This window comes from Cyanobacteria bacterium FACHB-DQ100 (assembly GCA_014695195.1).
Classification (GTDB): domain Bacteria; phylum Cyanobacteriota; class Cyanobacteriia; order Leptolyngbyales; family Leptolyngbyaceae; genus Leptolyngbya.
In genome coordinates, this window is sequence record JACJNW010000039.1 from 125,064 (window position 1) to 151,746 (window position 26,683).

Sequence of the window (26,683 nt, forward strand, 5' to 3'; positions counted from 1 at the left end):
TTACGATTTAATGTTGACTCTTGGCTTCCAACCTTTTAAACAGAGGTTTTGTGAAACCGGCGATCGTTCCAATGTGTTAAGCCGCTATTTTTAGCTGAATTGGCGATCGACTCTTTTTGAGATTTTTCTAAACTCAACTCTTGCAAGGCACTTTTTTTGCTGCGCCTTTCTTCATCTTTAGGAGAGATCCCATGAGAATGTTCAAGATTACCGCTTGTGTTCCGAGCCAAACTCGGATTCGCACACAGCGCGAACTGCAAAATACGTTCTTTACCAAGCTTGTCCCTTACGAGAACTGGTTCAAAGAACAGCAACGCATCCAAAAAATGGGTGGAAAGATTGTGAAGGTGGAACTGGCTACGGGTAAACAGGGCATGAATACAGGTCTGGCGTAAGCGAGTTCTGAATGTTTGCTAACTCTGAGCATTAGCGGGAGGTTTTAGACCTCCTTTTTTGTTGGTTGATCATAAGGTCATTTTCTACATTAATTGGAAGATCAAAGCAGAAATGTATACCCGCAATGGCTTATGTCTACGAGTGACACAATAGCTGCTCTAGCTCTACTATTTTTCTTTAACTGTATCTGTGCTTACCCTGTATTTCCAGTTTCTACGAAGACGCGAGTAGTAAAGCTTACTTTACTTAATTGGTTTTCAGAAAGTAATTCAAGTAGCGAAACAGTCTTGGTTCTACATTTAGCTTTTGCAAACTTGGGCAATCAGCCCAGTGTTTTGTTAAATGTTGGATTAGCCTTTGAAGGTAGCAGGAAGAACCGTGTACTACTTCCAGAGCAAGAAAATGAACGTAAACCGATGCTCTTGAAGCCTTCAGACATTCAGCCAGAAACCTATAAATTTGTGTGCCCAGAAAGTCTTTTTTCATTTGTTCTAGATCAGGATTCGAGGCGGCAGGAAATTAGACCGATTATCCGTTTTGAAATTCTTGATTCTACTGGAAAACACCATGAGAGAAACTTGTATGGTTGTATTGTTAAAGTTGAAAACTTCAAAGTGTGTGGTACATCATATTCACGATATGCACAAGTAACATTACACTCGTAAGCCTACTAGAGAATAATTGTGGCACGATTACCAAAATACAGCTTTATGGAAGCAAAACAGAACAACTTTCTCGCACTGATGCCGAAGCAATTTTAAAGCGTCTACCAGAGCGAATCCGATCGGCTCTGATCGCGCCATCGGAAGAAATTAGGTTTCCGATCAAAGCAGTGCTTGAGATGGCGATCGCAAGTTTTTTAGACTTGGAGGCGTTAGGTTTTGCAGATTGCAAGCCGGGGCACGGTCAGTAAGTCATTATCTAAGCATGAATCACCATACTGCTTGAAAACAATCCGTACAATAAAGGGGCGTTCTCTTTCTCATCAACTATGAAGCGGATTGTTTTGATTGTGGGGTTTGAGTTGCTTAATGCGGGATTGTATGGGCAGGTGGCGGACTTGGCTCAGGCGCGGTGTCCGGAGTTGGACGTGCGGGTGTTTAGTGATCGTTCTAGATTCAATAGCAAAGTCGAAGACGTTGAAGTGTTGAGCGTTGAAAAGCGCTATTTGTTAAGCTATGTTTAGATCGATCGCAAAATTGCTTCTATGACGAGCGAACTTCAACCCGAAAAGAACGAGCCACAAATCACGACTGAAGCAGAAACTGAGCAAGTATCCGAAAGCGATACGCTGCTCTGCCCCCACTGTAAACGCACGGCGACAAATGGAATTAAGTGCCAGGGAATCTGTGTCGCTGATAGTGATTATTAGACCGAGCTGTAAAGCGTGCTTCGGGCTGTTTGAGCCTTCCTCAACATGGCTAAAGCCTAATTTCTATTAAGACAGAAGCTTCTCGTTATTATCAGAAACTAATAGGCTTATTCAACTAACTTAACATTCTTTTTAAGCTCATCCATCTTAAAGAAGATGAGGGCGAGATCGCCATATTCATATGATTTAGAACGCTGGAACTTCTACAGAGATGCTTAGTTTTAGCGTTTGATTTCTGTTCAAATTTTGCCCAATTCACCATTTACTCAACGCAATACGATCGCGAATTCAAACCGCGATCGCAGGGTAATTCGCCTATGCAACTCCTACAAGAATATCGCTATAAATTCGTGCAATATTGGCGACGATCGCTCACATTTCGCATCGTTAGCTCCTTTGTTGCATTCGCCTTAACTGCGCTGCTGGTTGTTCTTCCTCTAAGAGCGCAGCAGCCTGTTATATTGTCAATCTTGATTCCCGCTCCAGATGTGAAGCCGTTTCCACCTCTAATTGCAGAGTTTGAGCGGCAAAACCCAGGCATTAAGATCAATATTGTTGAAGGCCCGAACTCTTCTAATTTAGTTGAGGATCTCTATTCCTCTGCATTCTTGCTTGGTGACTCGCCTTATGATCTCCTTAACATGGATATCACTTGGGTTCCCAAGTTCGCCGCAGCAGGATGGCTGCAAGATATGTCCGACATCTTGCCAGAGCCAGAGCTAGGAAAGTTCCTCAAGGGGGACATCGAAGGTGGACGGTATAAAGGTAAGCTTTATCGCTTGCCCTACCGGACGGATGTGGGAATGCTTTACTACCGATCGGACTTACTCCAGCAAGCCGGATTAAAGCCGCCGGAAACGTTCCAAGATTTGATGCAAGCCTCGAAGGCGGTTCAATCGAAAGATGCAGCGCAGTGGGGCTATGTGTGGCAGGGTCGGCAGTATGAAGGACTATCGGCGATGTTCATCGAAGTTCTGCAAGGAAATGGGGGGTTTTGGATCAATCCTCAGACCAATGAAGTGGGACTCGATCGACCTGAAGCGATCGACACGGTGAAATTCCTGGTCAGCACAATCCAACAAGGGGTTTCACCGCCAGGAGTCAACACTTACATCGAAGAAGATGCACGACGGTTATTCCAAAATGGCAACACGCTATTTATGCGCAATTGGCCCTACGCTTGGGATTTGCTGAACGGCAAAGATTCTCCGGTACGCGGCAAAGTTGGTATTAAGCCAATGATTCACGCGCCAGATGCACGCAGTGGAGCGTGCCAAGGCGGCTGGGGACTGGGAATTTCCAGCACCACCCGACACCCTCAAGAAGCCCGGAAAGCAGTGCAATTCTTCACCAGCCCAGAAGCTCAGAAGCAATTAGCGATCGCAGGTGCCTACTTACCGACGCGGCGTGAACTGTACAACGATCGAGAACTGCTTCAGCGCTACGAATACTTTCCAATGATTCTGAAAGTTCTGGAAAACCCGGCATTGCGTCCCCCGATCGCGCAATATGCCCAAACCTCAGACATTTTGCAACGCTACTTGAATGCAGCGCTGTCTCGGCAAATTTCACCCGAAGAAGCGATGCAATCGGCAGCACGAGAAACGCGATCGCTGTTAGGAGCTTAGCCGATGAAAGACATCATTCGAGAACGAGAACGCCGCGCAGGGTGGTTCCTCACAATTCCCGCATTGGTCATCCTGGCGCTGGTGTTTGCTTACCCAATTTTGAGAGCGTTCTGGCAAAGTTTGTTCGCAATTAACTTGGGAACTCAACTTAATCCACAGTTCGCAGGACTTTCTAACTTTGGTCGAATGGCGCAAGATGGGCGGTTTTGGCGCACGATGCTGAATTCAACCGTCTTTACGTTTGCCTCTGTATTCCTCGAATTGATTTTGGGGATGGGGATTGCCTTGGTGCTGAACCAGAAGTTTCGGGGACGGGGGACAGTTAGAACGATCGCGATTCTCCCTTGGGCATTGCCGACTGCGCTGATTGCACTGGGCTGGACTTGGATTTTTAACGACCAGTACGGCATTGTGAATGATATTCTGCTGCGCTTGGGACTTGTGAAAACGGGTGTGAACTGGCTCGGCGATCCAACCTTAGCCATGATTGCCGTGATTCTGGCAGATGTGTGGAAAACGACTCCGTTTATCAGCATCTTATTATTAGCTGGATTACAGTCGATTTCAAATGATTTGTACGAAGCGCAAGCGATCGACGGAGCCAGCCCCTGGCAAAGCTTCCGGCAGATCACTCTGCCGCTATTGATGCCGCAAGTTGTAATCGCGTTGTTATTCCGACTTGCACAATCGTTTGGCATCTTCGACTTGATCAGCGTGATGACTGGTGGTGGCCCAGGAGGTGCAACCGAAACTGTGTCGCTTTACATTTACTCAACTGTAATGCGGTATTTGGATTTCGGTTACGGTGCAGCGCTGGTGGTTGTGACGTTCTTACTGTTGGTGTTAGCCGTCGCGATCGCGTCGTACTTCCTCACTCGATCTAGAGCCAAAGCCGCAGGAGAAATCTAACTATGACCACTGTATTTCCAGAATCCGTTGATCGTAGAGCGCCAAGCGGTGGAGCGAAGATTGGTCGCAAAATTATCTTGCCGATCGCGGTCGCGTTCACCGTTATCTTCTGCCTCGCCCCAATTTTGTGGCAGTTGTTGACTTCAGTGAAGGTCAACGCTGATATTGCGGCAATTCCGAACGTCTACTTTCCCACACGCTACACCCTGGATCACTATCGCGAACTGTTCCAGCGTCGCCCGTTTTTGAACTATATCTTCAATAGCGCGATCGTTTCTTTTGCTTCAACGATTTTGGCATTGGGCGTGGGTGCGCCTGCGGCTTATGCGTTGGCACGATTGAAGCTCCAGGGAGAACGTTGGATTCTCGCAACCATTTTGATTGTGACATTGTTTCCACCAATTCTATTGTTCTTTGGATTGTTAGAAATCGTTCGCTATCTCAACCTCGGTAATAACTATCTCGCGCTGATCATTCCTTACACTGCGATCAATTTACCGTTAACCATCTTGGTGATGCGGAGTTTCTTTCAGCAATTACCGAAAGATCTCGAAGATGCGGCCAGAGTTGATGGCTATAGCACTCCTCGAATGCTGCTCGAAGTGGTCTTACCGATGACAATTCCAGCATTGGTTACAACTGGAATTCTCACCTTCATTTCTGCGTGGAACGAATTCATCTTTGCGTTGACGTTTATCACTCGCGAAGACATGAAAACCGTTCCGGTTGCAGGTGCTCAACTCGGTGGTGCTTCCCCGTTTGAAATTCCGTTTGGCCCGATCGCAGCGGCTACGGTTCTCGGTACGATTCCGCTCGTGCTATTGGTGCTGTTCTTCCAGCGCCGCATTGTTCAAGGTCTGACTGCTGGAGCCGTTAAAGGATAACTCTTATCACATCAAACATCATGACTAAAAATCTACAACTCATTGATTTGAGAAAGGCTTACACTCCCAAGGTTGTTCCGGTCAAAAACATCAGTTTAGAAGTGAATCAAGGTGAATTTCTCACGCTGTTAGGCCCATCAGGCTGCGGGAAATCTACAATTTTGCGGCTGATTGCAGGACTCGAACAGCCCACCAGCGGACGAGTGATGATCAATGGTCACGATGTCAGCCGCTTGAGTCCGGGCGATCGCAACATTGCAATGGTGTTTCAAAGCTATGCGCTGTATCCCCATATGTCGGTTTACGAGAACATTGCATCTGGGCTAAAACTGCGAAAAACGCCCCACGCTGAAGTCAAAGAGCGCATTCGGGAAGTTGCAGATTTTCTAGGCTTGCATGAATTAATGGATCGTAAACCCGGACAGTTATCTGGAGGTCAACGGCAACGGGTAGCAGTGGCGCGAACCTTAGTTCGTCGTCCTGATTTGTTCTTGCTGGATGAACCCCTCAGTAACTTAGATGCACTGTTGCGGGAACATGTCCGGGCAGAACTGAAACAACTCTTCGGATCGCAAAATGCGCCGATCGTTTATGTGACGCACGACCAAACCGAAGCGATGACGCTTTCGACTAAAGTTGCCGTGCTGAACAATGGCTATCTGCAACAGTTCGATCGACCCGATGTAATTTACAGTCATCCTGCCAACGAATTTGTGGCAGGCTTTATTGGTAGTCCGCAAATGAACTTCTTGCGAGTTCCTTGCGACAATGGCAGCGCACTCGTTGGCAATACTCGGATTCCTACACCCCGTGGATATGCAGCGCGAGAAGTGGTGCTGGGCATTCGTCCGGAGCATGTACACCTGGCTCAAGGTCAAAATGAACCCGTTCTTAACGGCGAAGTCTTTCTGACTGAGAACCTAGGAATGCACGACTTAGTGAGTTGCCACCTTCAGAGTGCGTCTGGTGAACCAATGAAGGTTCGGGCAATTCTGCCGGTGCATTCTGGGTTCAGCAATGGTAGCACTGTGCGATTGGCGTTCCCAGTTGAGCATATTCACTGGTTTGATGCCACCACAGGCGATCGTGTTTCTAGTAGCGAATCACGAGTCGCGGCATAGTTACGCATCGTTACGCATCATTACAAGAGGTGCGATCATAATTGAGATTGCACCTCAACCTGTCGAATTGGCAGCGTGACCACAAGTTCTGCACCCTGCAATGGAATTGATCGACATTTCAAACTGCCATGATGCTGCTGAGTCACAATCTGATAGCTCATGGCTAACCCCATTCCTGTGCCTTGACCGATCGGCTTAGTGGTAAAGAATGGGTCGAACATTCGAGCCTGCTCTGATTCGGCAATCCCCATGCCGTTATCAATAATCCGAATCTGGACTTGCTCGGCATCGACTTGCTCGGTGTAAATTTCGATCGTTGGCTGTGGATGATGCACTAGCCATTGCGGGTTTTGAATTGCCACTTCTAGCGCATCGATCGCATTCGTAATAATTTGCAGAAACACCTGGTTCAACGAACCTGCAAAGCATTCGATTCTGGGTAGCTCAGCGTAATTTCTTGTAACTTTAAGTTTGTATCCCTGATAGTCCTGATTTAAACGACTCTGCAAGATCGTCAGTGTACTTTCGATGCCATCGTGAATATTCACTCGCTTCAATGCCGCTTCGTCAAGCCGGGAAAACGTCCGCAACGATAAAACAATGTCTTGAATGCGTTCTGCACCCGTCTGCATCGAATTCAGCAGCTTATCTAAATCACTGGAAATAAACTCAAGGTCGATCGCTGCAATCTGTTCCTCAACTTCTGGATGCGGCTGCGGATAATGTTTTTGATAGAGATGAATTAAGTCAAAAATATCAGCGAAATAATCATTGGCGTGACACAGATTGCCATAGATAAAGCTAATGGGATTGTTAATTTCGTGAGCAATGCCTGCCACAAGCTGACCCAGCGAAGACATCTTCTCACTGTGAATAAGTTGCGTTTGAGTGCGTTTGAGGTCTTGCAGTGTGTTTTCGAGGTCGATCGCTTGCTGTCTTAGCTGTGCTTCCGATCGACGTAGTGCTTCTTCGTTGAGCTTGCCTTCGGTTATATTCAGAATGACCCCATCCCATAGCACTGATCCATCCGCCTGTCGCTCTGGTCTAGACTGCTTCTGAATCCAAATTAGCCGACCAGATGGAGTAGTAAGCCGTCCTAACCAAGTACAAGGCTGAAGTGTGGCGGCTGAGTGCCAAATCGATCTCCAAAGCTCTACTTGATCATCAGGATGAACCTGATTCATGAGCAGATCGGAATTGCGATAAACTTGCTCCGGTTCTAGCTCAAACAACTCCTGTGAGTATGCGCTGATGTAGGGAAAACTGACTTTACCCTCCAGTGATAGTCGAAACTGATACAGCACCCCTGGAACATTCGCGGCAAGTCTTTGAAACCGGGCCTCACTGCGCTGTAGTGCGATTTGTGCATACTTACGAGCGCTAATATCGCGAACAATCACTAAAGCTTCCTGCTCATTGCAGCGCGTCACGCGCACTTCTTCATACTGCCACTGTCCATCGACTTCGAGTTCTTGTTCATAGACTTGCACTTCATTCGTGACGATCGCTCGCTCTACGTAAACCATACGCTGGGCTGCCAGATGAGGCGGCAAAATTTCCCATAGAAACTTTCCTCGCCAGTCTACTCCTGCGCTAAATAGCCGAAACGCTACCGATTGCGGAACGTGAAAATCTAAACAAACTCCTGCTCGATTCAAGCGCAGCATGATATCTGGAATCGCTTCTAGCAAGAGTTGATAGCTGCGATCGTCTTGACTAGAAACGAGGTAATCCCGGTCGTTAATACGCATCACCAAATCTTTAACAGGATTTTTTACAAAGTTCCCGATTTTTGCATCTGTCCTACCGTGACCAGGAGTGCTGCAAATCACATTCAGTATGGTTTGCTAACGTGCGCCCATACATCGACAGAAGCGGACTTTGAACGATCGCTATATAATACGTTGCAAATTCTATTTTAATCTGCACTGGTGTAAGAGGCATTTGAATTAATGTTGCCAAATCAGAAATCGTCTGCGCTCGGTTTTGCCCTACTGCTGACCACGGTTGCAGCAGCAAAACCCCTCGAATCGATCATTGCCCCTCCAACGTTGGCTCAGACCGCACCGCCGACCTTTCCCCTTCCGTCTTCTGTCCCCTCTGGAACCACCGTGCAGATTGAGGGATCAAGCAGCATGGCGACAACTAATCAAGCGCTGAAACAGCGATTTGAAAGTCAATTTTCGGGCAGCAAAATCAATCTCAACTATTCCGGGAGTGCGGTTGGACTGCAAGCCCTCCGCGATGGCAGGGTTGACTTGGCCGCGATCGGGCGATCGTTGACGCAATCAGAGCGTGATCAGGGGCTGATTCCCGTTGCGGTCGGACGCGGCAAGATTGCGCTGATCATTAGTCCAGACAATCCCTTTAGAGGCAGTATCACGGTACCGCAGTTTGTGAAAATTGTCCGGGGTGAAATTACGGACTGGTCGGAATTAGGCGGCACACCGGGACGGATTCGCTTTATCGATCGACCCGACCTGAGCGATACCCGTACTGCCTTTCGCAACTATGCCATCTTCATCGACACACCCTATCAAGTTGGCTCTACCGCAACCCGGACGGGTGAAGATAGCACTCAAGCCGTGGCTCAGCAGCTCGGTAAAGATGGACTCAGCTTTGCACCTGCAAATCAAGTCTTAAACCAGGCAAATCTGCGGATTGTGCCGATGCACAACACCTTACCTACTGATCCGCGCTATCCCTTTTCACAGCCCTTTTACTACGTTCATAGAGCGAATCCCTCTCCGGGTGCAGCCGCATTCTTGGGCTACACGACTTCCAACTCAGGGGTAGAAGCCGCTCGTGCTGCTGAAACCGATCCGGCTTCGTTAGCCATCAACTCAGATGCAGTGCTGACGGCAGGAAGCGCCACCGCAGGCGCATTAAATGCGGGAGCCAGTGCTGGATCGTCTCCTGCCCCCGCAGGCTCACCCGTTGGCGCATCGTCTACGGTAGCACCGGGCACTTCTGGCACATCAGGCGCAACGGCTCTCAGTTCAACTCCCGGCATATCAGCATCTGACACATCGACATCTGGCGCATCGGGTGCAGCGCCCCTCGCCACAAATCCAACTAACTCCGAAAATAATGATAGTGGTGTTCCGGGCTGGCTCTGGTGGCTGTTGCCGTTGGGGCTTGCCGCACTTTTGATCGGCTGGCTGCTGCGTCGTCGAACGCGAAGCGCGGCGCAAGCAACGACCCCTGCGGCAACAGAACTACCGCCCCCGCCTCGACCTGTCACTCCACCGCCCCCCCCGCCTCTGATGAATCCTTCAACTTCAGATGGCAGTCTGGCATCGCGTGCGGGTTCGGTGATTAATTCTGATCGCGCCGCGATCGCAGAAGTTCAACCTCCCACAGTTTCTCCTGCTGCGGTTGGAGGAGCGGGGGCCGCTTCGGTGTCCGATCAAGCAGAGCCGACAGAACCGCCTGAAGCCTCAGCAATTCCCGCAGAACCACCTGCCATCGTCGCTGAATCTCTTGAATCGATCGAGCCACCCGTGATTGCAGAATCGACTCCGGTTCCCGATCGCCCCTTGATTGAAATCCGTGAGATGCCAGCGGTCGACACCCCAACTTTGCACTCCGCTACGATTGAGCCCCCGGAAGCGCCCCCGGAAATTAACTTGCCAACGGGAGCAATGCTTGGGGGAATGGCTGGACTTGGAGCCGTCGCCTTGATGCGTGAGGAATCGGATAACCTGCCTGAACCCGAACCACTCACATCTTTAGACGCGATCGAGCCGCTCGAAGGAGCCGAAGTCGCTCCGCTCGATCAGCCTGCGATCGAACTGAACCTTGATGATGCACCCAGTAGCGTCGATGAACTAGCACCAGTCGCATTCGATGAATCCCTCACGTCTCTAGATACGATCGAACCGCTCGATGAGGTCGAAGATGCACCGCTCGACCTGCCTTCGATCAACCTGGATCTCGATGACGCACCCACGGTAGACGAACTTCCGCTAATTTCAGCCCCTGATGTAGATTATGTGCAACTCGATTTAGATGCGGCTGTCCCTGAAGCGACGATCGTCGATCCGCTTGGAACGCTTGATTCTGAAAGTGTAATTCCGGGGCTTGCAGCATTCGGTGGAGCAGCAGCACTCTCAGGACTCGGAGCCACTGAATCGACTGTAGGGAATGAGGCTGCGATCGTGGAAGCAACGACTCCTGAACCGGGAATTCCTCCGTCCGAACTTTCTGAAATCGATGCGGGAACGGATCTCGAAATCGATGAATTCGAGACAATGGATACGAGCGCCGATGAGACCGATACGATCGCTGAAGAACCGTCTACGAGGGTTGGCGCAACTACCCTTGCGGCAGGCGGAATGGGACTTGCGGCAGGATTGGCAACCCGGAGCGATGCGGGTCAAACCGATGTCGAGGCAGCGCGATTTGATCTTGGACAAACGGATTTGTCTAGCGAAACGCTAGCCTCAGTCGATGAAGGCTTACCTGAATTACCCGATGGCTATGGAGAAAGCCGAATCGTGCTGATGCCCCGTGATCCGCAATGGGCGTATACGTACTGGGACATTCCCAACGAACACAAATCAGAACTGCGTAGCCAAGGTGGACAAACGCTCGTTTTACGTTTGGCTGATGTTAGCGATCTCGATCTAACCCATCAAAGCCCGCATAACTTACAGCAATTTGAATGTGATGAACTCGCCCGCGATTGGTATCTCCCCATCCCGGTGAGCGATCGCGATTACCTGGTCGAAATCGGTTACGTTGCCGGAGACGGACGCTGGCTGATGCTGGCGCGATCGTTGCCTGTCCGAATTCCGCCCGTGTATCCGTCTACTTGGGAGTACGATCAATTCGCAACCGTTCCTTGGGACAACAATTTGCGGGGTCAAACTCCCTTGACGCTGCCCTCACCTCTGGAGGAGCGCGATTTGGTGGTCGCCCCAAATGCGATGTATGATCGGATATTCGATTTATCTCAAGGTGCAGAACTTCAGCGAATTGCAGGGTCGATTTTTGGCTCTATGCAGCAAGTTCCCGTCGATCGTTCGATCGGGTTTCCGTCTGGTGCAGGACTATTGCCCCCCACTGCTTCCGGGATTTCTGGAATGTCTGGGATTGGCATGTCTGGAGCCGGATTATTCTCGGGCAGTGCTATTCCGATTCGCCCCCGCCGATTCTGGCTGGTTGCCGACGCGGAACTGATTGTATATGGTGCAACGGAACCGGATGCGATCGTTACGATCGCAGGCGAAACGATTCCGCTCAATCCAGACGGAACCTTCCGATTCCAAATGTCGTTCCAAGATGGTTTAATCGATTATCCGATCTTGGCAGTGGCAAAAGATGGAGAGCAAACGCGATCGATTCATCTGAAGTTCACCCGCGAGACACCAAGCCGAAACACCAACACCAAAGACGAAGCCATTGACGAATGGCAATCATAACTGGAAGGGAGCGATGAAAAAGTTAATTCAAGGACACCGACAATTTCGAGAGAGTTACGTTCCGCGACACCTGGATCAGCTAGAAGAACTGTCGCACGGTCAAAAACCGCGTGTTCTATTTATTACCTGCTCTGACTCCCGCATTGATCCAAATTTGATTACTCAAGCGGATATCGGTGATCTGTTTATCATTCGCAATGCTGGAAATATTATTCCACCGTATGGCGCGGCGAACGGTGGAGAAGGGGCGGCGGTTGAATATGCGATTAATGCCCTGGATATTCAGCAAATTATTGTCTGTGGTCACTCTCACTGCGGCGCGATGAAGGGCTTGTTACAGCTTGGCAAGCTTGAAGAAGAAATGCCGCTGGTGTATGACTGGCTGAAGCATTCGGAAGCGACGCGGCGATTGGTGAGAGAAAATTACAGCCAGTACAGCGGCGAACAACTGTTAGAGATTACGATCGCCGAAAACGTTCTCACCCAAATCGAGAATCTCAAAACCTATCCAGTTGTGCATTCGCGCTTGTACCAGCGCAAACTCGAAATCTTTGCCTGGGTTTATCACATTGAAACTGGGGAAGTTCTCGCGTTTGATCCGGAGACTCATGCGTATGTTCCGCCGCAAAGTCAGCTATCGCTCCGAGAGCGCGGTGAAGTGGCTCCCAAACAGTACGCAAAAACGAGCGCTCCGCCTGTTGCGTGTGAGTTAGTCCCGGATGTGCCTGCGGTTTCCAATGGAAACGGACGTTTGCCAGAGCCCGTCCGTGCTGAAGTGCCCATTGAGTCGATGCCTTGGCTGTCGCCGGAACAAGCCGATCGCATTTATCGCGGCTCAGCCGCTCGACGGCAGTAGAGGCTGAGAAAATCGCGATCGCTCTAAACGCTAAAGTTGGGGCGATCGCTTTCTAGAGTTAACTCAACACGCTAGACCATCCGAGCGTTGACAGCATAATCAGATTGCTGCACCAAAATAAGCCTAAAATCCATAGCAGTACAGTCATTCCTTTGCGATTTACAGCATTCCCAGAGGCCTGACTGATGAGTTGTTGCGATCGCCAAAGTTGCCACAAGCGAAAGATAGTGTAAACCGTTCCGATCGCGACAACTAAACTCGGAAATCCAAGGCTGCTAAAAATCTGCTCGGTCAGAATTTGAATGATCAATGCAGACAGATAAAGCCCCAGAATTTTGCGGATTTGGGGATGTCTGAACCAGACTATCCAGGCAATGCCGGGAAGAATCACCCCCAGCGTGATTGCCAGCCAGATCCAAATTCCCATAAAACGACGTTCTGCATCGTTAAAGTGAATGGTTTGAGCGATCGGCACCGCTCGTATGCTGATGAGCCAACCAAGCGCGATCGTCAGCAGTGTGGCGAACAGCGCAAACGAAAAGACCGTTTTCCAGGACATACAAGTGGAATGACACTGTACTGAATCAGACTAAGACTTAAAGATAACCTTTTCCTCTATTGCAAGGATGAATCCATTAGATTGCACAGTTTGTAGAGAGTTCTGGCAGCAACATTTCCATCCCATTCAGCATTCCCAATTTCAACGACATCAAAGCCAATCACCTTACGTCCACTGTTAACGACTTCGCGGAACAAACAGAAAGCTTGCTCTAGCTCTAATCCACCGGGCACAGGTGTTCCAGTCATCGAGCAAAGCTTCGGATCAAAGCCATCGACATCGACGCTGATATAAACTTCTTGCGGCAGTTCTGCCACGATTTGCTGGCAAATTTGAAGCCAAGGCACACCCGCATACTGTTTCTGTTTCAGCATCGAATCATAGTAGGTTGAGATTCGACCGTTAGAGTCGCGAATTAGGTTTACTTCGTCTAAACAAACATCGCGAATTCCAACTTGAACAAGCTTAGTCATCTGTGGCAGTGTCAGCACGTTGTACATGATCGAGGCGTGCGAATACTCGAAGCCTTCGTAAGCCTGGCGCAAATCTGCATGAGCATCAATGTGCAGAATGCCAAAATTCTCGTGATGTTGGGCGATCGCTCTCAAGTACCCCAGCGGCACACTATGATCCCCACCCACGACTGCGACTCGTTTTCCTTGCTGAAGGGCGCGATCGCTCTGTTCAAATAACCATTGGTTCAGTGTTTCACCCGCTTGATTGATTGTTTCGAGTAACTGAGATAGTTCTGAATCTAGCTGTTCTCCAATAGATAAGCGATCGATAATCTTCGCGGCATCCGCTCGGAGTCGATCGGAGCGATCGAGAATGGTTTGTGGAATCTCAGGCATAAAGATTCCTTGTTTCCACCCGTCTGGATTGTCAAAGTCATACAAATCAAGCTGCGACGAAGCGTTCAGCATTGCTGCTACACCTCGCGCAGTTCCGGCATTGTAAGAAACCGTCACTTCCCAGGGCACACCCAACACAATTAATTTTGCCGAGTCATAGTCAAACGGCAAGCCAAACAATCGACCCATGACACCTATGCCACTAGGATCATAGTTCTGTAAATCTGTCATTTTTTAAGTTCCTATACAGTTTGAAGCGTTTTTCCAAAGGTTTGCGGTTCCGGTAAAGGTTCGCCTCCTACGCCACAACGAAGTTCACGAGCTTTCCTGGTACAACAATTACCTTCTTAATCTCTTTGCCTTCGATGTAGCGTTTTGCAATCTCTGACTCTCGCGCAAATTGTTCTAATGCGGCTTTGTTGTCTGCGATCGCAGTTGCTGCCTCGATCGTTCCGCGTGTTTTGCCTAAGATTTGAATCACGATCGTTTTCTCATCGGCGATTAATGCACTTGGATCAACGATCGGGAAAGACTGCGTATGGATTGAGTCGGAATGTCCGATCGTGTGCCACAGTTCCTCAGCAATGTGTGGAGCAAACGGCGCTAACAATCGCAGCAATGTATCAATGCCTTCGGCATAAACTGGGGAATCTTTTTGAGCATCGCTTAAGGCATTGCTCAATTTCATCAGTTCAGAGACTGCCGTGTTGAATTGATAGTCACCCTGCAAATCTTCGGTGACTTCTTTGATTGCCGTGTGAATCGATCGACGCAAATCTTTCTCAGGTTTGGATAAATTGCCGTTGGTAGAGACGCGATTAATCGCTCTACCAACGCCGGATTCCGTCACCAATCGCCATACCCGATTGAGGAATCGGAATTGCCCTTCAACGTCGGCATCTTCCCACTCCAAATCTTTCTCAGGCGGTGCTTTGAATAAGATAAACATCCGCGCCGTATCCGCCCCGTATTTGTCGACAACATCACCCGGAGCTACACCGTTGTACTTCGATTTCGACATTTTCTCGAACACAACTTCTAGCTTTTCTCCGGTTGCTGGATCGATCGGATTGGTTGCATCTTTAATCTCAGCAGGAAGCACATACTTTCCAGTGGTTGGATTCTTGTAAGTTCTGCCCTGAACCATACCTTGAGTGAGTAGACGCTCGAAGGGTTCATCGAAGTTCAACAGACCCCGATCGCGCAATACCTTTGTAAAGAATCGAGAATACAGTAAATGTAAAATCGCGTGTTCAATTCCGCCCACGTACTGATCCACAGGCATCCAATCATTTGTGATCGCTCGATCGAATACTGCTTGATCATTGTTAGCATCGGGATAGCGCAAGAAATACCACGACGAATCGATAAACGTATCCATCGTGTCGGTCTCGCGTTTTGCAGCAGTTCCACAACTCGGACAAGAAACATTCAGCCACGATTCTAACTGGGTTAACGGTGAGCCGCCTTTACCGGAGAACTCAACATTCTCAGGCAGTGCAACAGGTAAGTCAGAGTCGGGAACCGGAACTGCACCACACTTCGGACAGTGAATGATCGGAATCGGTGCGCCCCAGTATCTTTGTCGTGAAATTAACCAATCCCTTAAGCGATAGTTCGAGGTACCTTTCCCTTTTTGCTTCGATTCAAGGAATGCGATCGCTGCTTCAACACTCTGACCTTTTCCTTTCCCTGCCGGAACACCATCCAACACACCAGAATTCACCATCACCCCTTCGCCCGGAAAGGCTTCGGTCATAGTTGCAGCATCTAAAGTTTGATCCGGGGGCTGAACGACGACTTTGATCGGTAAATCGAACTTTTTCGCAAACTCAAAATCTCGCTGATCATGCGCTGGAACTGCCATAATTGCACCTGTTCCATAGTCCATCAGCACATAATCTGCAATCCAAATCGGAATCTTCTGATCATTCACGGGATTGATCGCAGAGCTGCCCGTCCAAACGCCCGTCTTTTCCTGACCTTCATCGGTACGATCGATATCACTTTTCGCTGCCGCCGCTTCTTGATACTGCTGAATTGCTTCTGCTTGTTCCGGAGTCGTCAACTTCTCGACTAAAGGATGCTCCGGCGACAACACCATGAACGATGCACCCCACAGCGTATCGGGACGAGTCGTAAACACAACAATTTCGTCACCTGCTTCTGTGGTGAAAATCACTTGTGCGCCTGTGGACTTGCCGATCCAATTTGCCTGCATTAACTTAACGCGATCGGGCCATCCCTTCAGCTTGTCTAAATCCGTTAGCAATTGCTCTGCATAATCTGTGATCTTCAAAAACCACTGACGCAGCAACTTCCGTTCGACTTTCGCCCCCGATCGCCAAGACCGTCCATCGGCATCCACCTGCTCATTGGCTAATACAGTTTGATCGATCGGATCCCAATTCACCGTGGCTTCTTTCTGATACGCCAAACCTGCCTTAAAGAACTCTAAAAAGATCCATTGCGTCCAGCGATAGTAGTCTGGCGAACAGGTTGCTACTTCTTTTGTCCAATCAAACGAGATGCCCAACTGCTTCAACTGGTCGCGCATCTGATCAATATTTTGATACGTCCATTTCGCGGGATGAACGCCGCGCTCGATCGCTGCATTTTCCGCAGGCAACCCGAACGCATCCCAACCCATTGGATTCAGGACGCGATATCCTTGCATTCGTTTGAGTCGAGCGATCACATCGACGATCGTATACACCCGCACATGCCCCATGTGGAGATTGCCAGAGGGATACGGAAACATAGACAGCGCGTAAAACTTCGGCTTATCGCTCGTTTCAGGCGTTTGGGACAACTCGGCATCTGTCCAAGCTTGCTGCCATTTTGCTTCGATCTCTGTGGGGGTGTAACGGAACTCCACGAATCAACTCCTGAATACGAATATGGGGCAAAATTATCTGCTTACCCATTCTAGATGAGGAGATGTAGAGGTGTAGCTTATTTTGTCGGTGTGATTCTTCCTTCTCTGACCAGTGCTTGATAGAGCAAAGCGGCTGCATCTGCCCGTGTTGCCACTCGATTCGGTGTTAACTGCTGAGCGCTGGGGAATCCGGTCACTAGACCCGATTCAACGGCTGCTGCAACGCTGCCTTGTGCCCATTCCGGCAACTTGTTCACGTCCTTGAACTTCGCTAAGGTCTGCGCTGGAGCGGTTGGCGGTTGCAGCTTCAGACCAGATGCTAAGGCTACTTGCAGTTGATAGAGTGGGATTTGCTGATTCGGTCGAAACACGCCCTCAGAATAACCGCTCATAAAGCCTGTTTGAATGGCATCATCGATCGCGGATCTCGCCCAAAAATTCGCGGGGACATCTCGAAACGCAATACCTCCCCGCTCTTTCGGCTTACCAAATGCCTTACCTAACAGTGCCGCAAACTGAGCGCGGCTAATCGGCTCATTCGGTTTGAACGTTCCATCCTGAAATCCACTCAAAATATTGCGGCGCGTGAGTTCTCCGATATAAGCACCTGCCCAAAAATCACTCGGTACATCCTTAAATCCTGTGATTGGCTTTGCAGCTTCGGGCGGTGTTGTGGGAGAGGGAACGAGGTTCGGCAGGTTGCTAGGACTCGGAGATGGAGCAGCGCCGATCGGAGCGACTGGAACAAAGGTTTGAGTGTTTGGCTGAGGAGTGCTGGTGGCTTCAGGTTGTGGAACAGGGGGCGCTTGGGGGTTGGGGGGCGTGGTGACGATCGCGCGATCGGGGTCGGGTGCGGGTGAAGCAAGGAGCGGAGAAGGTGCAGGCTGTGGAGAATTTGAAAGCAGCGAACCGATATCAAAGCCTGTTCCCGGTTGTCGAGTTGCCCAGAAAAAGATGCTTCCAATGCTGACGAAAGCAACAAACATGGCAATGAGTTCATCGGAAGTTAGGCGGCGGCGCGGATCTGGAGGTGAAGTCATTTTATTAAAGCGTATGCTTTGATCAGAGTTTATTTCTCCAAATCCTAAAGCAATTTCGACGATCGCGCTATCAGACCCAGAGAAATTAAGTTGTGAGCGATTTTGTGATGTTTCGGGGTCGATCAACATCTATCCCACGCAGGATTGCTAACTCATACGCCAAAAGTTGCAACGGCACAATGGTTAGAAAAGGCGTAAAGAGTTCGGGAATTGAAGCAGTTGGGATTTCAATCACAGGATTCTGATTCGCACGAATGCGATCAATGGTTTTTCTTGCAGTTTCTGGATGCAGCGCGATGGTGGGAATTTGCGGATCTAAAAGCGCGATCGGGCCGTGCAAAAATTCTCCGGCTGCGTATCCTTCTGCATGAGTGTAGGTAGCTTCTTTGAGTTTTAATGCGCCTTCGAGCGCGATCGCGGTGTTAATCCCGCTTCCAATCAAGATCAAGCTACGAGTGTCTTTCAGCCTTTGGGCAATTTGAGCGATCGTATTTTGTTTCAAAATTACTTCCATCTGTTGTGGAATTTGCCGAAGCCGTTCAAGCTGATCTTTCTGTTGCGCAGCTTCAAATGCAAGCTGATATAGAATCGTTAACTGTGCTGTAAATGTTTTGGTTGCTGCAACGCTCTTTTCTTCACCTGCGCTGGTATAAATCGTGTGGTCAACTTGCTTTGTAATCGTGCTATCAATTCCATTCGTAATTGCGATTCGTCTAGATTGAACCGTTTGTAATGCTGCGATCGTATCTGCGGTTTCGCCGGATTGCGTGAGTGCGATCGTAACGGTATCCGGCGTTTCAATCAGTGGAGCAAACAGCGCTTCAGATGACGATCGCACTTGTGTTGGAATTTTCGCCACTTGCTCGAATAGAAATTGTCCGATTAAGCCCGCGTGTAAGCTAGTTCCACACGCAAGAATATTAATGCGATCGACCTGCTCAAACGAAATTGACATTGAGCGATCGAGCAATTGCCGCATTACATCGGGTTGCTCGTGAATTTCTTTCAGCATGAAATGAGTCATCGTTTTACGCTCACTTTACGATCGGGATTTTGTTTGCGTACCCAAGCGAGAAATTTCGCCATTTCGGGATTTGACTTCAATCGATCAACCGTGTTCAATTCTTCTGCCAGTCGGCGATTGTCGAATAAGACATGAATTTGGCGATGGCAAGCGGGGCAAATGTCGATCGTTTCACCCGGATCGAGTTTTTTGCGTTTGGTGTGTTGTCTCGGAACTAAATGATGTTCGGTGAGGATAGGAACATCACGATCGCAAAGCTGACAAGGCATAGCTAGAAGAGTTGTCTTTCTTCCAGGGTAACGACAAGACTCTAAAGTTGTCGTGCTGATACATCCTAAAAATCTTCCAGTAACCATTCCGAAGCTCGATCGCCAAGCTCAATCGGTACACTCACCGCTTTTCCCTGACGCGGACGTTCGCGAGTCTTCTCGACATAAGCGCGAAACTGCTCCGTCGCGCCCCAACCCGCCAAATACTCCGCTACCTGATCCAAATGCTCTAAATATTCCGCCTCAGACAACGGAAACGACAACTGCTCCAGATACTTCCACATCACTTGAACAAAAAACTTCCCCCGCGTCCGCCTGACCTGAATGTCATACGATCGCCCCCACTTATCTAAAAGAATTTGCCGAAGTTCTTGTCCCGTCATGATGGCGAAAACATAGGTTGTAACATTTCGTTAATTAATCCCACAGTCTCGTATCGCTAATGTGAATGTCAAGAAATGTATAATACACCTTAGAAACGCTACACACTGCCGACTCTAAGGGATCTCCGGACATTCGCCCGAATCAACTTGGAGCGTCGAAACGTAGCACTCTCCATGTAAATTGATTTAAACACAGGGCTTTCCAATCAGTTCTGCGCGAAATCTTTTGTCATCTCCCATTCGCAATCCCTAGAGAAGAAGTCATGGCTCAATTATCTGAATCTTCTGATGTCCCAAGCATGGGTCGTCGCCAATTTATGAACGCCTTGATGTTTGGCTCTGAAGCGTTGGTGGCGCTCGGTGCTTTATATCCAGTCGTGAAGTATTTTATTCCGCCTTCATCGGGCGGCGCATCCGGGGGTGTCACGGCAAAAGACGCGCTCGGTAACGATATCGTTGTCAGCGAATACCTGAAATCGCATCCCGCCGGCGATCGCAATCTCGCTCAAGGGCTAAAAGGCGATCCAACCTATGTCGTGGTGACGAACGACAGCTCGATCGAGAACTATGGCATCAACGCCGTTTGTACTCACCTCGGCTGCGTTGTACCCTGGAACGCCAACGAAAACAAATTTATGTGTCCCTGCCACGGCTCGCAGTACGACAACACCGGAAAAGTTGTGCGCGGGCCTGCTCCGCTATCTCTGGCACTGGTTCACGCAAACGTCGAAAACGACAAGATTTCGTTTACGCCCTGGACGGAAACTGACTTCCGTACAGGCGACGCTCCCTGGTGGACTTAATTTGAACCTTGCACAACAGAGTGGACTACAGATGAGAAATACTTTAAGAAAAGCGATCGTCACTTTAGCTGCGATCGCAACCCTACTCGCCGGAAGTTTTGCCCTGCCCCAAGCCGCTTCTGCGTACCCGATCTTCGCTCAACAACAATACGAAAATCCGCGTGAAGCCACGGGTCGGATCGTGTGTGCGAACTGTCACTTAGGCGCAAAACCGACGGAATTAGAACTTCCTCAATCAGTGCTGCCCGATACCGTATTTGAAGCGGTCGTAAAAATCCCTTACGACACCAGTGTCCAGCAGGTTCAAGGCGACGGCACTAAAGGGCCGTTGAATGTGGGTGCAGTGTTGATGCTGCCGGACGGCTTTAAGCTAGCTCCCGAAGACCGCATGACCGAAGAGCAGAAAGCAAAAGCGGAAGAACTCTATATCCAGCCGTACAGCGATGCTCATCCGAACTGGTTGGTCGTCGGCCCGATTCCGGGTGAACAGTATCAAGAAATCGAGTTTCCGGTGCTGTCTCCTGATCCGAATGCTGATAAATCCCTGCGCTTCGGAAAATATCCAGTTCAGGTGGGTGGCAACCGGGGACGCGGACAAGTCTATCCGACCGGACAAAAGAGCAACAACGCGGTTTATAACGCTTCGGTTTCCGGTCAAATTAGCGCGATCGACAAGACCGAAGAAGGCGGCTACAACGTCCAAATCACTGAAGAGAATGGAACCGTTGTTACCGACGAGATTCCCGCAGGTCCTGACTTGCTTGTCGCTCAGGGTGACACGGTGAAAGCAGGCGATCCGTTGACCAATAACCCGAATGTGGGTGGATTTGGTCAAGTGGATAAAGAAATCGTGCTGCAAAGCCCCGATCGCGTGAAGGGACTGTTGGCGTTTTTTGCGATCGTCACGCTGACCCAAATCATGCTGGTGCTGAAGAAGAAACAAGTCGAGCGCGTTCAAGCTGCCGAAATGAATTTCTAACTTCACACGCTTCAAATTGAATCAACTGGGATGAATCATTCGTCCCAGTTTTTTGTTGCAAAAAAAGACGCTCGATCGAGCGTCTTGGAGGTTATTGGGGTAGAGGTAAACTATGCGCGATCAACCGCATCTTTAACGGAATCTTTCGCATCTTCAGCCGCGTGGCGAACGCCTGCTTCAGCTTGCTTTGCTTTACCTTCCATCTTGTCACCCGGATCTCCGGTCACGTTGCCCATAGCTTCTTGAGCTTTTCCTTCAACGTTCTTAGCAGTAGCTTTAGCTTTATCTTCTAAACTCATAATTTTCACCTAGCGTTTTAGATAGTTATTTCGTGGTATTGCTACCAACTGTGTCGAATTTAACCGTTTTGTCAGGTCGTTGTACTCTAACTGAAGGTTGAAGCACAAAAGGCAGCTTTACGCCCACAGATGGAGAGATCCGAATCTCGACCGCATTCCCCGCTACACCACTCCCCAAGGCAAAAACGTTAAAATCGAGGTAACTCTTTCTAAATCAGAAATGGCAGAATTTAACATTCAAGCCCCGTTTGAGCCGAAGGGCGATCAACCGAGCGCGATCGCAGGTCTGGTTAAAAGTATTAATGCTGGCAATCAATTTCAAACGCTGCAAGGTGCGACCGGAACTGGAAAGACGCATACGATCGCTCGTGTGATCGAAAAAGTAGGAAAGCCGACTCTATTACTGGCACACAACAAAACGCTGGCAGCCCAGCTTTGTAATGAGTTGCGCGAATTTTTCCCCCGCAATGCTGTTGAGTATTTCATCAGCTATTACGACTATTACCAGCCCGAAGCTTACATTCCGGTGAGTGATACTTACATCGAGAAAACAGCTTCGATCAACGACGAGATTGATATGTTGCGGCACTCGGCAACGCGATCGTTGTTCGAGCGTCGGGATGTGATTGTGGTCGCTTCGATTAGCTGCATTTACGGATTGGGGATTGCATCGGAATATCTGAATGCGTCGATTCCGCTCCGAGTCGGGGAAGAAATTAATCAGCGACAGGTGTTACGCGATCTCGCTTCGGTGCAGTATTCGCGGAACGATCTTGATCTCGGTCGCGGTAAGTTTCGGGTCAAAGGCGATGTGTTAGAAATTGGGCCTGCTTACGAAGATCGAATCATTCGCGTTGAGTTTTTTGGCGATGAGATTGATGCCATTCGCTATGTTGATCCGGTGACGGGTGCAACGCTGCAAAGTATGGAAGCGATTAATATCTATCCAGCACGTCACTTTGTCACACCCGAAGATCGATTACAGCAAGCTTGCGATGACATCGAGCTAGAGCTAAAACAGCGCTTGATCGAGCTTGAATCTCAAGGAAAGCTACTCGAAGCGCAGCGATTAGAGCAACGGACTCGCTATGATTTGGAAGTCTTGCGAGAAGTGGGTTTCTGTAATGGGGTTGAGAACTATTCGAGACATTTAGCCGGACGTAAAGCAGGCGATCCACCAGAATGCTTAATTAATTACTTTCCAAAAGATTGGTTACTCGCGATCGACGAATCTCACGTCACGATTCCGCAAATTCGGGGAATGTACAACGGTGACCAAGCCCGTAAAAAAGTGCTAATCGAGCATGGTTTCCGTTTACCGAGCGCAGCCGACAACCGCCCACTTAAAGCCGAGGAATTCTGGGAAAGAGTCAACCAATGTGTGTTTATTTCTGCGACTCCGGGCGATTGGGAGCTAGAAATCTCAGAAGATCGCGTGGTTGAACAAGTGATTCGACCGACAGGCGTTCTCGATCCGGAAGTGTTTGTGCGTCCGACTCAGGGACAAGTAGACGACTTGCTGCATGAGATTCAGACACGGGTTGAGAAGCGAGAACGAACGCTGGTGACAACGCTCACAAAACGCATGGCGGAAGACTTGACCGAATACTTCCAAGAACGTGGCGTTCGGGTGCGGTATTTGCATTCGGAAATTAACTCGATCGAGCGAATCGAAATCCTTCAAGAACTCCGAGAAGGCACATTCGATGTTCTAATCGGTGTGAACCTCCTGCGGGAAGGTTTGGACTTACCGGAAGTGTCGCTGGTGGCGATTCTGGATGCAGACAAAGAAGGATTCTTGAGAGCGAAGCGATCGCTAATTCAAACGATCGGACGAGCAGCGCGGCACGTCGAAGGCAAAGCGATTCTTTACGCGGATAATCTCACCGATAGTATGGAAGCAGCAATCAGCGAAACCGAGCGACGACGGGTGATTCAAATCGAATACAACGAGAAACATGGCATTGTGCCAACGCCGATCGTCAAAAAGTCGAACAATGCGATTTTGGCGTTTCTCGAAGTGTCACGGCGGCTAAATTCGCAAGAGCTTGATCAAGCCTATGAGCAAGCCGATGAGATTCCGTTAGAGAACATTCCCACGCTGATTACGCAGCTTGAAGCGCAGATGAAAGATGCCGCGAAGAAGATGGAATTCGAGGAAGCAGCGAAATATCGCGACAAGATCAAGCATTTGCGCGATAAGTTGCTAGGAAATCATAATTAGTCGTTAGCTTCGTTCATTAATTCGGACAGCCCGCTAAGTTCTCTATCCTGCAGAGTTTAGTGGGCTTTAAGCCATTGACAATGCAGCGAATCAAACTGCATCAACTAAACCAAATTAATCCAGCCACGATCGCAACCCCCGCCACCAACGCCACCCAAATAAACCCGTTGTCTTTGGTATTCACCTGGCTCAGATCCACCTCTTCCGGCACGATCGAGGGCTTTTTCTCCACCCGCTTACGAGGTGCTGTTGGTGCAAACTTCGATCGACCAAAATCTCGATCCGACTCGTTTTCCTCGATCGCCGCCAAATCTGGAATCTGCGTTAACCATTCGGGGCGCGTTTTCAGTCGCGGCGCTTCGAGAATATACAGTAATCGTTTTCCCTGCCTGCGCGTAGTTAAGTCCGGATGCTGACAGGCTTTGCGGCACAAAGTTAGCGCTTCAGTTCTTTGACCTGCCGCTTCGTAAGCGGTAACGAGCCAAATTTGCATTTCACCGCCCAGTTTTGAACCCGGTTCGACTAGAGCATTCGATCGCTCTAAATACATTACCGCCTGCCGATAATCGCCCCGCTCAAACGCCGTTTTTCCGGCTTGATATTCTCGTACTGCAAGGTCACGCTGTTCTGTCGTCATGCTGAAAAGATCAATACGCCTACTTTTTAGGGTATCGAAAATCAGTCTAGGTGTTCGACCCAGTTTCCGGGCCGGGTTGCAGTTCGGCGGGAAGGTCTGCATTCTCGACCGAAGCTCGAATCGCTTGCGGCTCTCCCCAAGCAACTTGCTCTAATAGGGTTCGTGCGGCTCCTAAGTTCTGCCCTTGAGCATCGAACAGTTCTGCCCAACCATCGTCGCCATCGGTGCTCACATTCACCGCAAAAATGTCTTGATTCTGAATCTTCTCTTTTGAAACGGAGACCGAACCCCAATCTGCTGATTCAACTTGGTCGAAATAGTAATCGTAGGCTTCTAAAACCGATCGTGGCAGCGACGATCGTACCGTTTCATCGCTTAAATCTATTGGCATCATAGAACTGGCTTGAAGCGACTGAACGCCTGCTTCTTCAGCCTTATAGGTTGCGGCTCTTTTGTTCGCCCAAAGCTCTCGAATCGTTTCAGCTCGATCGCTCATCGTTTCATCCTGATTCATTCAGCAGCCTCAATCATGCTAATAACTCATCCACAGAAACGCTAAATCCCTGCAATACTTTCTGAGTGGTTACAGTTTCGCCCAACGTTTTTAGAACTTGACGGTCTGCTGTAATCACTAAAACATACTGACTTTCTGGAAACACAAGCCAGACTTCCTGACACTGAGACGCTAAGTATTCACGAACTTTGGTAAAAACTTCTTCCGCCTCATCAGTCGGAGAAATAATTTCAGCGATCAGTAGAAAGCTGTGAGGCAGAACCTTGAAATTTCCATGTTGAGCCACGAGCGCAGGTGAAAGGTAAGCAACATCCGGGCATCGGACTCTACCAACCGTTCGACAAGGCGTTTCCGTGTAGACTTCTCCTCCTTGCTGGCTAGATTCCTGATAGTTCCCCCAATACCGAGCGAGCCTAGCTTGAATTCGTCCTGTCTTTGCGCTCATCTCTTTCTTCTCGAATATCTGTCCGTCGATCCATTCGGCATGGTCGATCGGGTTCTCTAAGAACACTTCGAGCGAAATTGAGGAAGCAGCGGCGATCGACATCTTTCTTCTCCTGATTAGCTAATCTCACTATCCCAGCTTGGATTGCGCTTGATCATGATTTCGCGCTTATCAAGCATCGTGATCAACGCAGGCAGATCTGGCGATGCTTTACGGGTCAGCCCTAATTCTGCAACCGCTTGATTACAAGTTTTACCCTCCGTCATGCGGTAGGCGATTTCTTCAATCTCTGCCCAGGTTAAGTCACTTTGCACAAACGCTTTAGCTATCACGTTCAGTAAACTTTCCCAACGGTTGCCCTCAGCCTTGGTCATCATCGTATGTGGAATGTTGAGGGCACGATCGAAGCAGTAGTACCAAGTCTTCGGTTGGCGCGGTAAAAGGTTTTCAACCAGGGTTTCGTGATCCGGATTGCTCACGGCGCGATCGGTTTCGGTGGAAATCACAAACATCGGCGGAGAAGCGGCAGTTCTCGATCGCTTCAACACCTCGCTGCCGATGTCGAGAAACACTCGCAGATCCGGAAACGTGAAGCCTTTGTAGCCGATCGGCTCTCCGGGTTCATCGGTCTGCCACTCAAAATAAGTGTTCAGCACTTTGACAAACAAATCGATGACTTTATTACTGCTGCTGAGATACGCCGCGAAGAGTAGAGCGCGATCGATTTGGCTGGCTTTTTCCAGTGCCAACCATGCCGCCAACGTTCCGCCGCCCGAAAGTCCACCGACCACAACTTCATTTCCGAAGCTCTGAGCATGGCGCAACCACGAGAGCGCAAATTGCTTGTAAACCTCTGCATCTTCTGGCAACGGGGGCGGATTTTTCCCGTTCCAATCGCCTGCCCGACCATGCCCCGGCAAGCGTGGAATGATCACGTTATAGCCTGCCTGATAAAACGCCCTGCCCATCGGCAGAAACTGATAAGGAGCCGCTGTAAACCCGTGAAAGAATAAACACACTTTCGGAGTCGGTGCAGAATGCAGCAAAAACTGCGATCGACATCCCTCATTCCGTACTGGAAGCCGATTTTCTTGCAGTCTCGTCTGTAAAGGCAGCGAATTAGCGGAAACAGAATAGCCGATTTGGGTGAAAAAATTAGGCATGGCAACAGACAGGCAAACGATCG

25 protein-coding genes are annotated in these 26,683 nt (G+C 49.3%); 12 read left to right on the forward strand and 13 right to left on the reverse strand.

The genetic code is table 11. The annotated features are described in order from the left end of the window. Positions 1-191 precede the first annotated feature (191 nt). The 7 genes from H6F51_22645 to H6F51_22675 all read left to right on the forward strand — a co-directional run bounded on the left by H6F51_22645 (position 192) and on the right by H6F51_22675 (position 6,310). A complete protein-coding gene (locus H6F51_22645; protein ID MBD1825272.1) occupies positions 192-395 on the forward strand; it encodes a phycobilisome linker polypeptide in 204 nt (67 codons plus the stop codon). A 132-nt stretch (positions 396-527) separates the two neighbouring features. Further along, positions 528-1,061, forward strand: coding sequence for a hypothetical protein (locus tag H6F51_22650; protein ID MBD1825273.1), 534 nt, complete (start codon positions 528-530; stop codon positions 1,059-1,061). 326 nt (positions 1,062-1,387) lie between these two features. After that, the gene (locus H6F51_22655; protein ID MBD1825274.1) at positions 1,388-1,582 is read left to right on the forward strand and encodes a hypothetical protein; all 195 of its coding nucleotides are present in this window, start codon (positions 1,388-1,390) and stop codon (positions 1,580-1,582) included. A gap of 503 nt (positions 1,583-2,085) precedes the next feature. Next, entirely contained in the window at positions 2,086-3,396 is a 1,311-nt protein-coding gene (locus H6F51_22660; protein ID MBD1825275.1) for an ABC transporter substrate-binding protein, read from the forward strand. A gap of 3 nt (positions 3,397-3,399) precedes the next feature. After that, positions 3,400-4,305 (forward strand): sugar ABC transporter permease, encoded by a 906-nt coding sequence (locus H6F51_22665; protein ID MBD1825276.1) that lies wholly within the window; start codon positions 3,400-3,402, stop codon positions 4,303-4,305. A 2-nt stretch (positions 4,306-4,307) separates the two neighbouring features. After that, entirely contained in the window at positions 4,308-5,189 is an 882-nt protein-coding gene (locus H6F51_22670) for a carbohydrate ABC transporter permease (GenBank protein ID MBD1825277.1), read from the forward strand. A 20-nt stretch (positions 5,190-5,209) separates the two neighbouring features. Then, complete coding sequence (locus H6F51_22675) at positions 5,210-6,310, forward strand: ABC transporter ATP-binding protein (GenBank protein ID MBD1825278.1); 1,101 nt, start codon at positions 5,210-5,212, stop codon at positions 6,308-6,310. Between the two features lie 35 nt (positions 6,311-6,345). Here H6F51_22675 and H6F51_22680 read toward each other — a convergent pair whose 3' ends face one another. After that, positions 6,346-8,061 carry a PAS domain-containing protein gene (locus H6F51_22680; GenBank protein ID MBD1825279.1) on the reverse strand — a complete coding sequence of 572 codons (1,716 nt, stop codon included), beginning with the start codon at positions 8,059-8,061 and terminating at the stop codon, positions 6,346-6,348. Positions 8,062-8,262: 201 nt separating this feature from the next. Here H6F51_22680 and H6F51_22685 point away from each other — a divergent pair, with 201 nt between their 5' ends. Both H6F51_22685 and H6F51_22690 read left to right on the forward strand, forming a co-directional pair. Next, complete coding sequence (locus H6F51_22685) at positions 8,263-11,736, forward strand: DUF4912 domain-containing protein (protein ID MBD1825280.1); 3,474 nt, start codon at positions 8,263-8,265, stop codon at positions 11,734-11,736. Between the two features lie 13 nt (positions 11,737-11,749). Continuing rightward, positions 11,750-12,592, forward strand: a complete 843-nt coding sequence (locus H6F51_22690) for a carbonic anhydrase (GenBank protein ID MBD1825281.1) — start codon at positions 11,750-11,752, stop codon at positions 12,590-12,592. Positions 12,593-12,650: 58 nt separating this feature from the next. On the opposite strand, the gene H6F51_22695 is transcribed toward H6F51_22690, so the two are convergent. The 7 genes from H6F51_22695 to H6F51_22725 all read right to left on the reverse strand — a co-directional run bounded on the left by H6F51_22695 (position 12,651) and on the right by H6F51_22725 (position 19,596). Then, positions 12,651-13,151: a hypothetical protein gene (locus tag H6F51_22695; protein MBD1825282.1), complete on the reverse strand. Its 501-nt coding sequence runs from the start codon at positions 13,149-13,151 to the stop codon at positions 12,651-12,653. A gap of 56 nt (positions 13,152-13,207) precedes the next feature. After that, on the reverse strand, positions 13,208-14,233 hold the full coding sequence (locus H6F51_22700) for an agmatinase family protein (protein MBD1825283.1): 1,026 nt from the start codon (positions 14,231-14,233) through the stop codon (positions 13,208-13,210). Between the two features lie 67 nt (positions 14,234-14,300). After that, on the reverse strand, positions 14,301-16,880 hold the full coding sequence (locus H6F51_22705; GenBank protein MBD1825284.1) for a leucine--tRNA ligase: 2,580 nt from the start codon (positions 16,878-16,880) through the stop codon (positions 14,301-14,303). Between the two features lie 77 nt (positions 16,881-16,957). Beyond that, positions 16,958-17,920: an S-layer homology domain-containing protein gene (locus H6F51_22710; GenBank protein MBD1825285.1), complete on the reverse strand. Its 963-nt coding sequence runs from the start codon at positions 17,918-17,920 to the stop codon at positions 16,958-16,960. 85 nt (positions 17,921-18,005) lie between these two features. Beyond that, positions 18,006-18,944, reverse strand: coding sequence for an SIS domain-containing protein (locus tag H6F51_22715; GenBank protein ID MBD1825286.1), 939 nt, complete (start codon positions 18,942-18,944; stop codon positions 18,006-18,008). Beyond that, positions 18,941-19,213 carry an HNH endonuclease gene (locus tag H6F51_22720; protein MBD1825287.1) on the reverse strand — a complete coding sequence of 91 codons (273 nt, stop codon included), beginning with the start codon at positions 19,211-19,213 and terminating at the stop codon, positions 18,941-18,943. Before H6F51_22720 ends, H6F51_22715 begins: the two co-directional genes overlap by 4 nt. Before the next feature lie 65 nt (positions 19,214-19,278). Then, positions 19,279-19,596 carry a DUF3067 family protein gene (locus H6F51_22725; protein ID MBD1825288.1) on the reverse strand — a complete coding sequence of 106 codons (318 nt, stop codon included), beginning with the start codon at positions 19,594-19,596 and terminating at the stop codon, positions 19,279-19,281. Positions 19,597-19,859: 263 nt separating this feature from the next. Between H6F51_22725 and H6F51_22730 the strand changes: the two genes are divergently transcribed. Both H6F51_22730 and H6F51_22735 read left to right on the forward strand, forming a co-directional pair. After that, the gene (locus H6F51_22730; GenBank protein MBD1825289.1) at positions 19,860-20,399 is read left to right on the forward strand and encodes a cytochrome b6-f complex iron-sulfur subunit; all 540 of its coding nucleotides are present in this window, start codon (positions 19,860-19,862) and stop codon (positions 20,397-20,399) included. Between the two features lie 31 nt (positions 20,400-20,430). After that, positions 20,431-21,378 (forward strand): apocytochrome f, encoded by a 948-nt coding sequence (locus H6F51_22735; GenBank protein ID MBD1825290.1) that lies wholly within the window; start codon positions 20,431-20,433, stop codon positions 21,376-21,378. Positions 21,379-21,488: 110 nt separating this feature from the next. Here H6F51_22735 and H6F51_22740 read toward each other — a convergent pair whose 3' ends face one another. Continuing rightward, positions 21,489-21,677 carry a CsbD family protein gene (locus H6F51_22740; GenBank protein ID MBD1825291.1) on the reverse strand — a complete coding sequence of 63 codons (189 nt, stop codon included), beginning with the start codon at positions 21,675-21,677 and terminating at the stop codon, positions 21,489-21,491. 220 nt (positions 21,678-21,897) lie between these two features. Here H6F51_22740 and uvrB point away from each other — a divergent pair, with 220 nt between their 5' ends. Then, positions 21,898-23,901 carry an excinuclease ABC subunit UvrB gene (uvrB, locus tag H6F51_22745; GenBank protein ID MBD1825292.1) on the forward strand — a complete coding sequence of 668 codons (2,004 nt, stop codon included), beginning with the start codon at positions 21,898-21,900 and terminating at the stop codon, positions 23,899-23,901. Between the two features lie 100 nt (positions 23,902-24,001). Here uvrB and H6F51_22750 read toward each other — a convergent pair whose 3' ends face one another. The 4 genes from H6F51_22750 to H6F51_22765 are packed head-to-tail and all read right to left on the reverse strand — an operon-like array spanning position 24,002 to position 26,660. Then, the gene (locus H6F51_22750) at positions 24,002-24,538 is read right to left on the reverse strand and encodes a hypothetical protein (GenBank protein ID MBD1825293.1); all 537 of its coding nucleotides are present in this window, start codon (positions 24,536-24,538) and stop codon (positions 24,002-24,004) included. A gap of 46 nt (positions 24,539-24,584) precedes the next feature. Beyond that, entirely contained in the window at positions 24,585-25,052 is a 468-nt protein-coding gene (locus tag H6F51_22755) for a hypothetical protein (GenBank protein ID MBD1825294.1), read from the reverse strand. 13 nt (positions 25,053-25,065) lie between these two features. Continuing rightward, on the reverse strand, positions 25,066-25,599 hold the full coding sequence (locus H6F51_22760; protein MBD1825295.1) for a Uma2 family endonuclease: 534 nt from the start codon (positions 25,597-25,599) through the stop codon (positions 25,066-25,068). Between the two features lie 14 nt (positions 25,600-25,613). Beyond that, positions 25,614-26,660, reverse strand: coding sequence for an alpha/beta fold hydrolase (locus H6F51_22765; protein ID MBD1825296.1), 1,047 nt, complete (start codon positions 26,658-26,660; stop codon positions 25,614-25,616). Between the last annotated feature and the right edge of the window lie 23 nt (positions 26,661-26,683).

What these genes read in the sequence shown, in the direction of transcription:
- H6F51_22690 (MBD1825281.1), top strand. Translation starts at nt 11,750, where the DNA reads ATGAAAAAGTTAATTCAAGGACACCGACAATTTCGAGAGAGTTACGTT.
- H6F51_22660 (MBD1825275.1), top strand. Translation starts at nt 2,086, where the DNA reads ATGCAACTCCTACAAGAATATCGCTATAAATTCGTGCAATATTGGCGA.
- H6F51_22715 (MBD1825286.1), bottom strand. Translation starts at nt 18,944, where the DNA reads ATGACTCATTTCATGCTGAAAGAAATTCACGAGCAACCCGATGTAATG.
- H6F51_22695 (MBD1825282.1), bottom strand. Translation starts at nt 13,151, where the DNA reads ATGTCCTGGAAAACGGTCTTTTCGTTTGCGCTGTTCGCCACACTGCTG.
- H6F51_22675 (MBD1825278.1), top strand. Translation starts at nt 5,210, where the DNA reads ATGACTAAAAATCTACAACTCATTGATTTGAGAAAGGCTTACACTCCC.
- H6F51_22700 (MBD1825283.1), bottom strand. Translation starts at nt 14,233, where the DNA reads ATGACAGATTTACAGAACTATGATCCTAGTGGCATAGGTGTCATGGGT.
- H6F51_22670 (MBD1825277.1), top strand. Translation starts at nt 4,308, where the DNA reads ATGACCACTGTATTTCCAGAATCCGTTGATCGTAGAGCGCCAAGCGGT.
- uvrB (MBD1825292.1), top strand. Translation starts at nt 21,898, where the DNA reads ATGGCAGAATTTAACATTCAAGCCCCGTTTGAGCCGAAGGGCGATCAA.
- H6F51_22655 (MBD1825274.1), top strand. Translation starts at nt 1,388, where the DNA reads ATGAAGCGGATTGTTTTGATTGTGGGGTTTGAGTTGCTTAATGCGGGA.
- H6F51_22710 (MBD1825285.1), bottom strand. Translation starts at nt 17,920, where the DNA reads ATGACTTCACCTCCAGATCCGCGCCGCCGCCTAACTTCCGATGAACTC.
- H6F51_22760 (MBD1825295.1), bottom strand. Translation starts at nt 25,599, where the DNA reads ATGTCGATCGCCGCTGCTTCCTCAATTTCGCTCGAAGTGTTCTTAGAG.
- H6F51_22765 (MBD1825296.1), bottom strand. Translation starts at nt 26,660, where the DNA reads ATGCCTAATTTTTTCACCCAAATCGGCTATTCTGTTTCCGCTAATTCG.
- H6F51_22645 (MBD1825272.1), top strand. Translation starts at nt 192, where the DNA reads ATGAGAATGTTCAAGATTACCGCTTGTGTTCCGAGCCAAACTCGGATT.
- H6F51_22725 (MBD1825288.1), bottom strand. Translation starts at nt 19,596, where the DNA reads ATGACGGGACAAGAACTTCGGCAAATTCTTTTAGATAAGTGGGGGCGA.
- H6F51_22730 (MBD1825289.1), top strand. Translation starts at nt 19,860, where the DNA reads ATGGCTCAATTATCTGAATCTTCTGATGTCCCAAGCATGGGTCGTCGC.
- H6F51_22650 (MBD1825273.1), top strand. Translation starts at nt 528, where the DNA reads ATGTCTACGAGTGACACAATAGCTGCTCTAGCTCTACTATTTTTCTTT.
- H6F51_22755 (MBD1825294.1), bottom strand. Translation starts at nt 25,052, where the DNA reads ATGAATCAGGATGAAACGATGAGCGATCGAGCTGAAACGATTCGAGAG.
- H6F51_22740 (MBD1825291.1), bottom strand. Translation starts at nt 21,677, where the DNA reads ATGAGTTTAGAAGATAAAGCTAAAGCTACTGCTAAGAACGTTGAAGGA.
- H6F51_22685 (MBD1825280.1), top strand. Translation starts at nt 8,263, where the DNA reads ATGTTGCCAAATCAGAAATCGTCTGCGCTCGGTTTTGCCCTACTGCTG.
- H6F51_22720 (MBD1825287.1), bottom strand. Translation starts at nt 19,213, where the DNA reads ATGCCTTGTCAGCTTTGCGATCGTGATGTTCCTATCCTCACCGAACAT.
- H6F51_22750 (MBD1825293.1), bottom strand. Translation starts at nt 24,538, where the DNA reads ATGACGACAGAACAGCGTGACCTTGCAGTACGAGAATATCAAGCCGGA.
- H6F51_22735 (MBD1825290.1), top strand. Translation starts at nt 20,431, where the DNA reads ATGAGAAATACTTTAAGAAAAGCGATCGTCACTTTAGCTGCGATCGCA.
- H6F51_22680 (MBD1825279.1), bottom strand. Translation starts at nt 8,061, where the DNA reads ATGCGTATTAACGACCGGGATTACCTCGTTTCTAGTCAAGACGATCGC.
- H6F51_22665 (MBD1825276.1), top strand. Translation starts at nt 3,400, where the DNA reads ATGAAAGACATCATTCGAGAACGAGAACGCCGCGCAGGGTGGTTCCTC.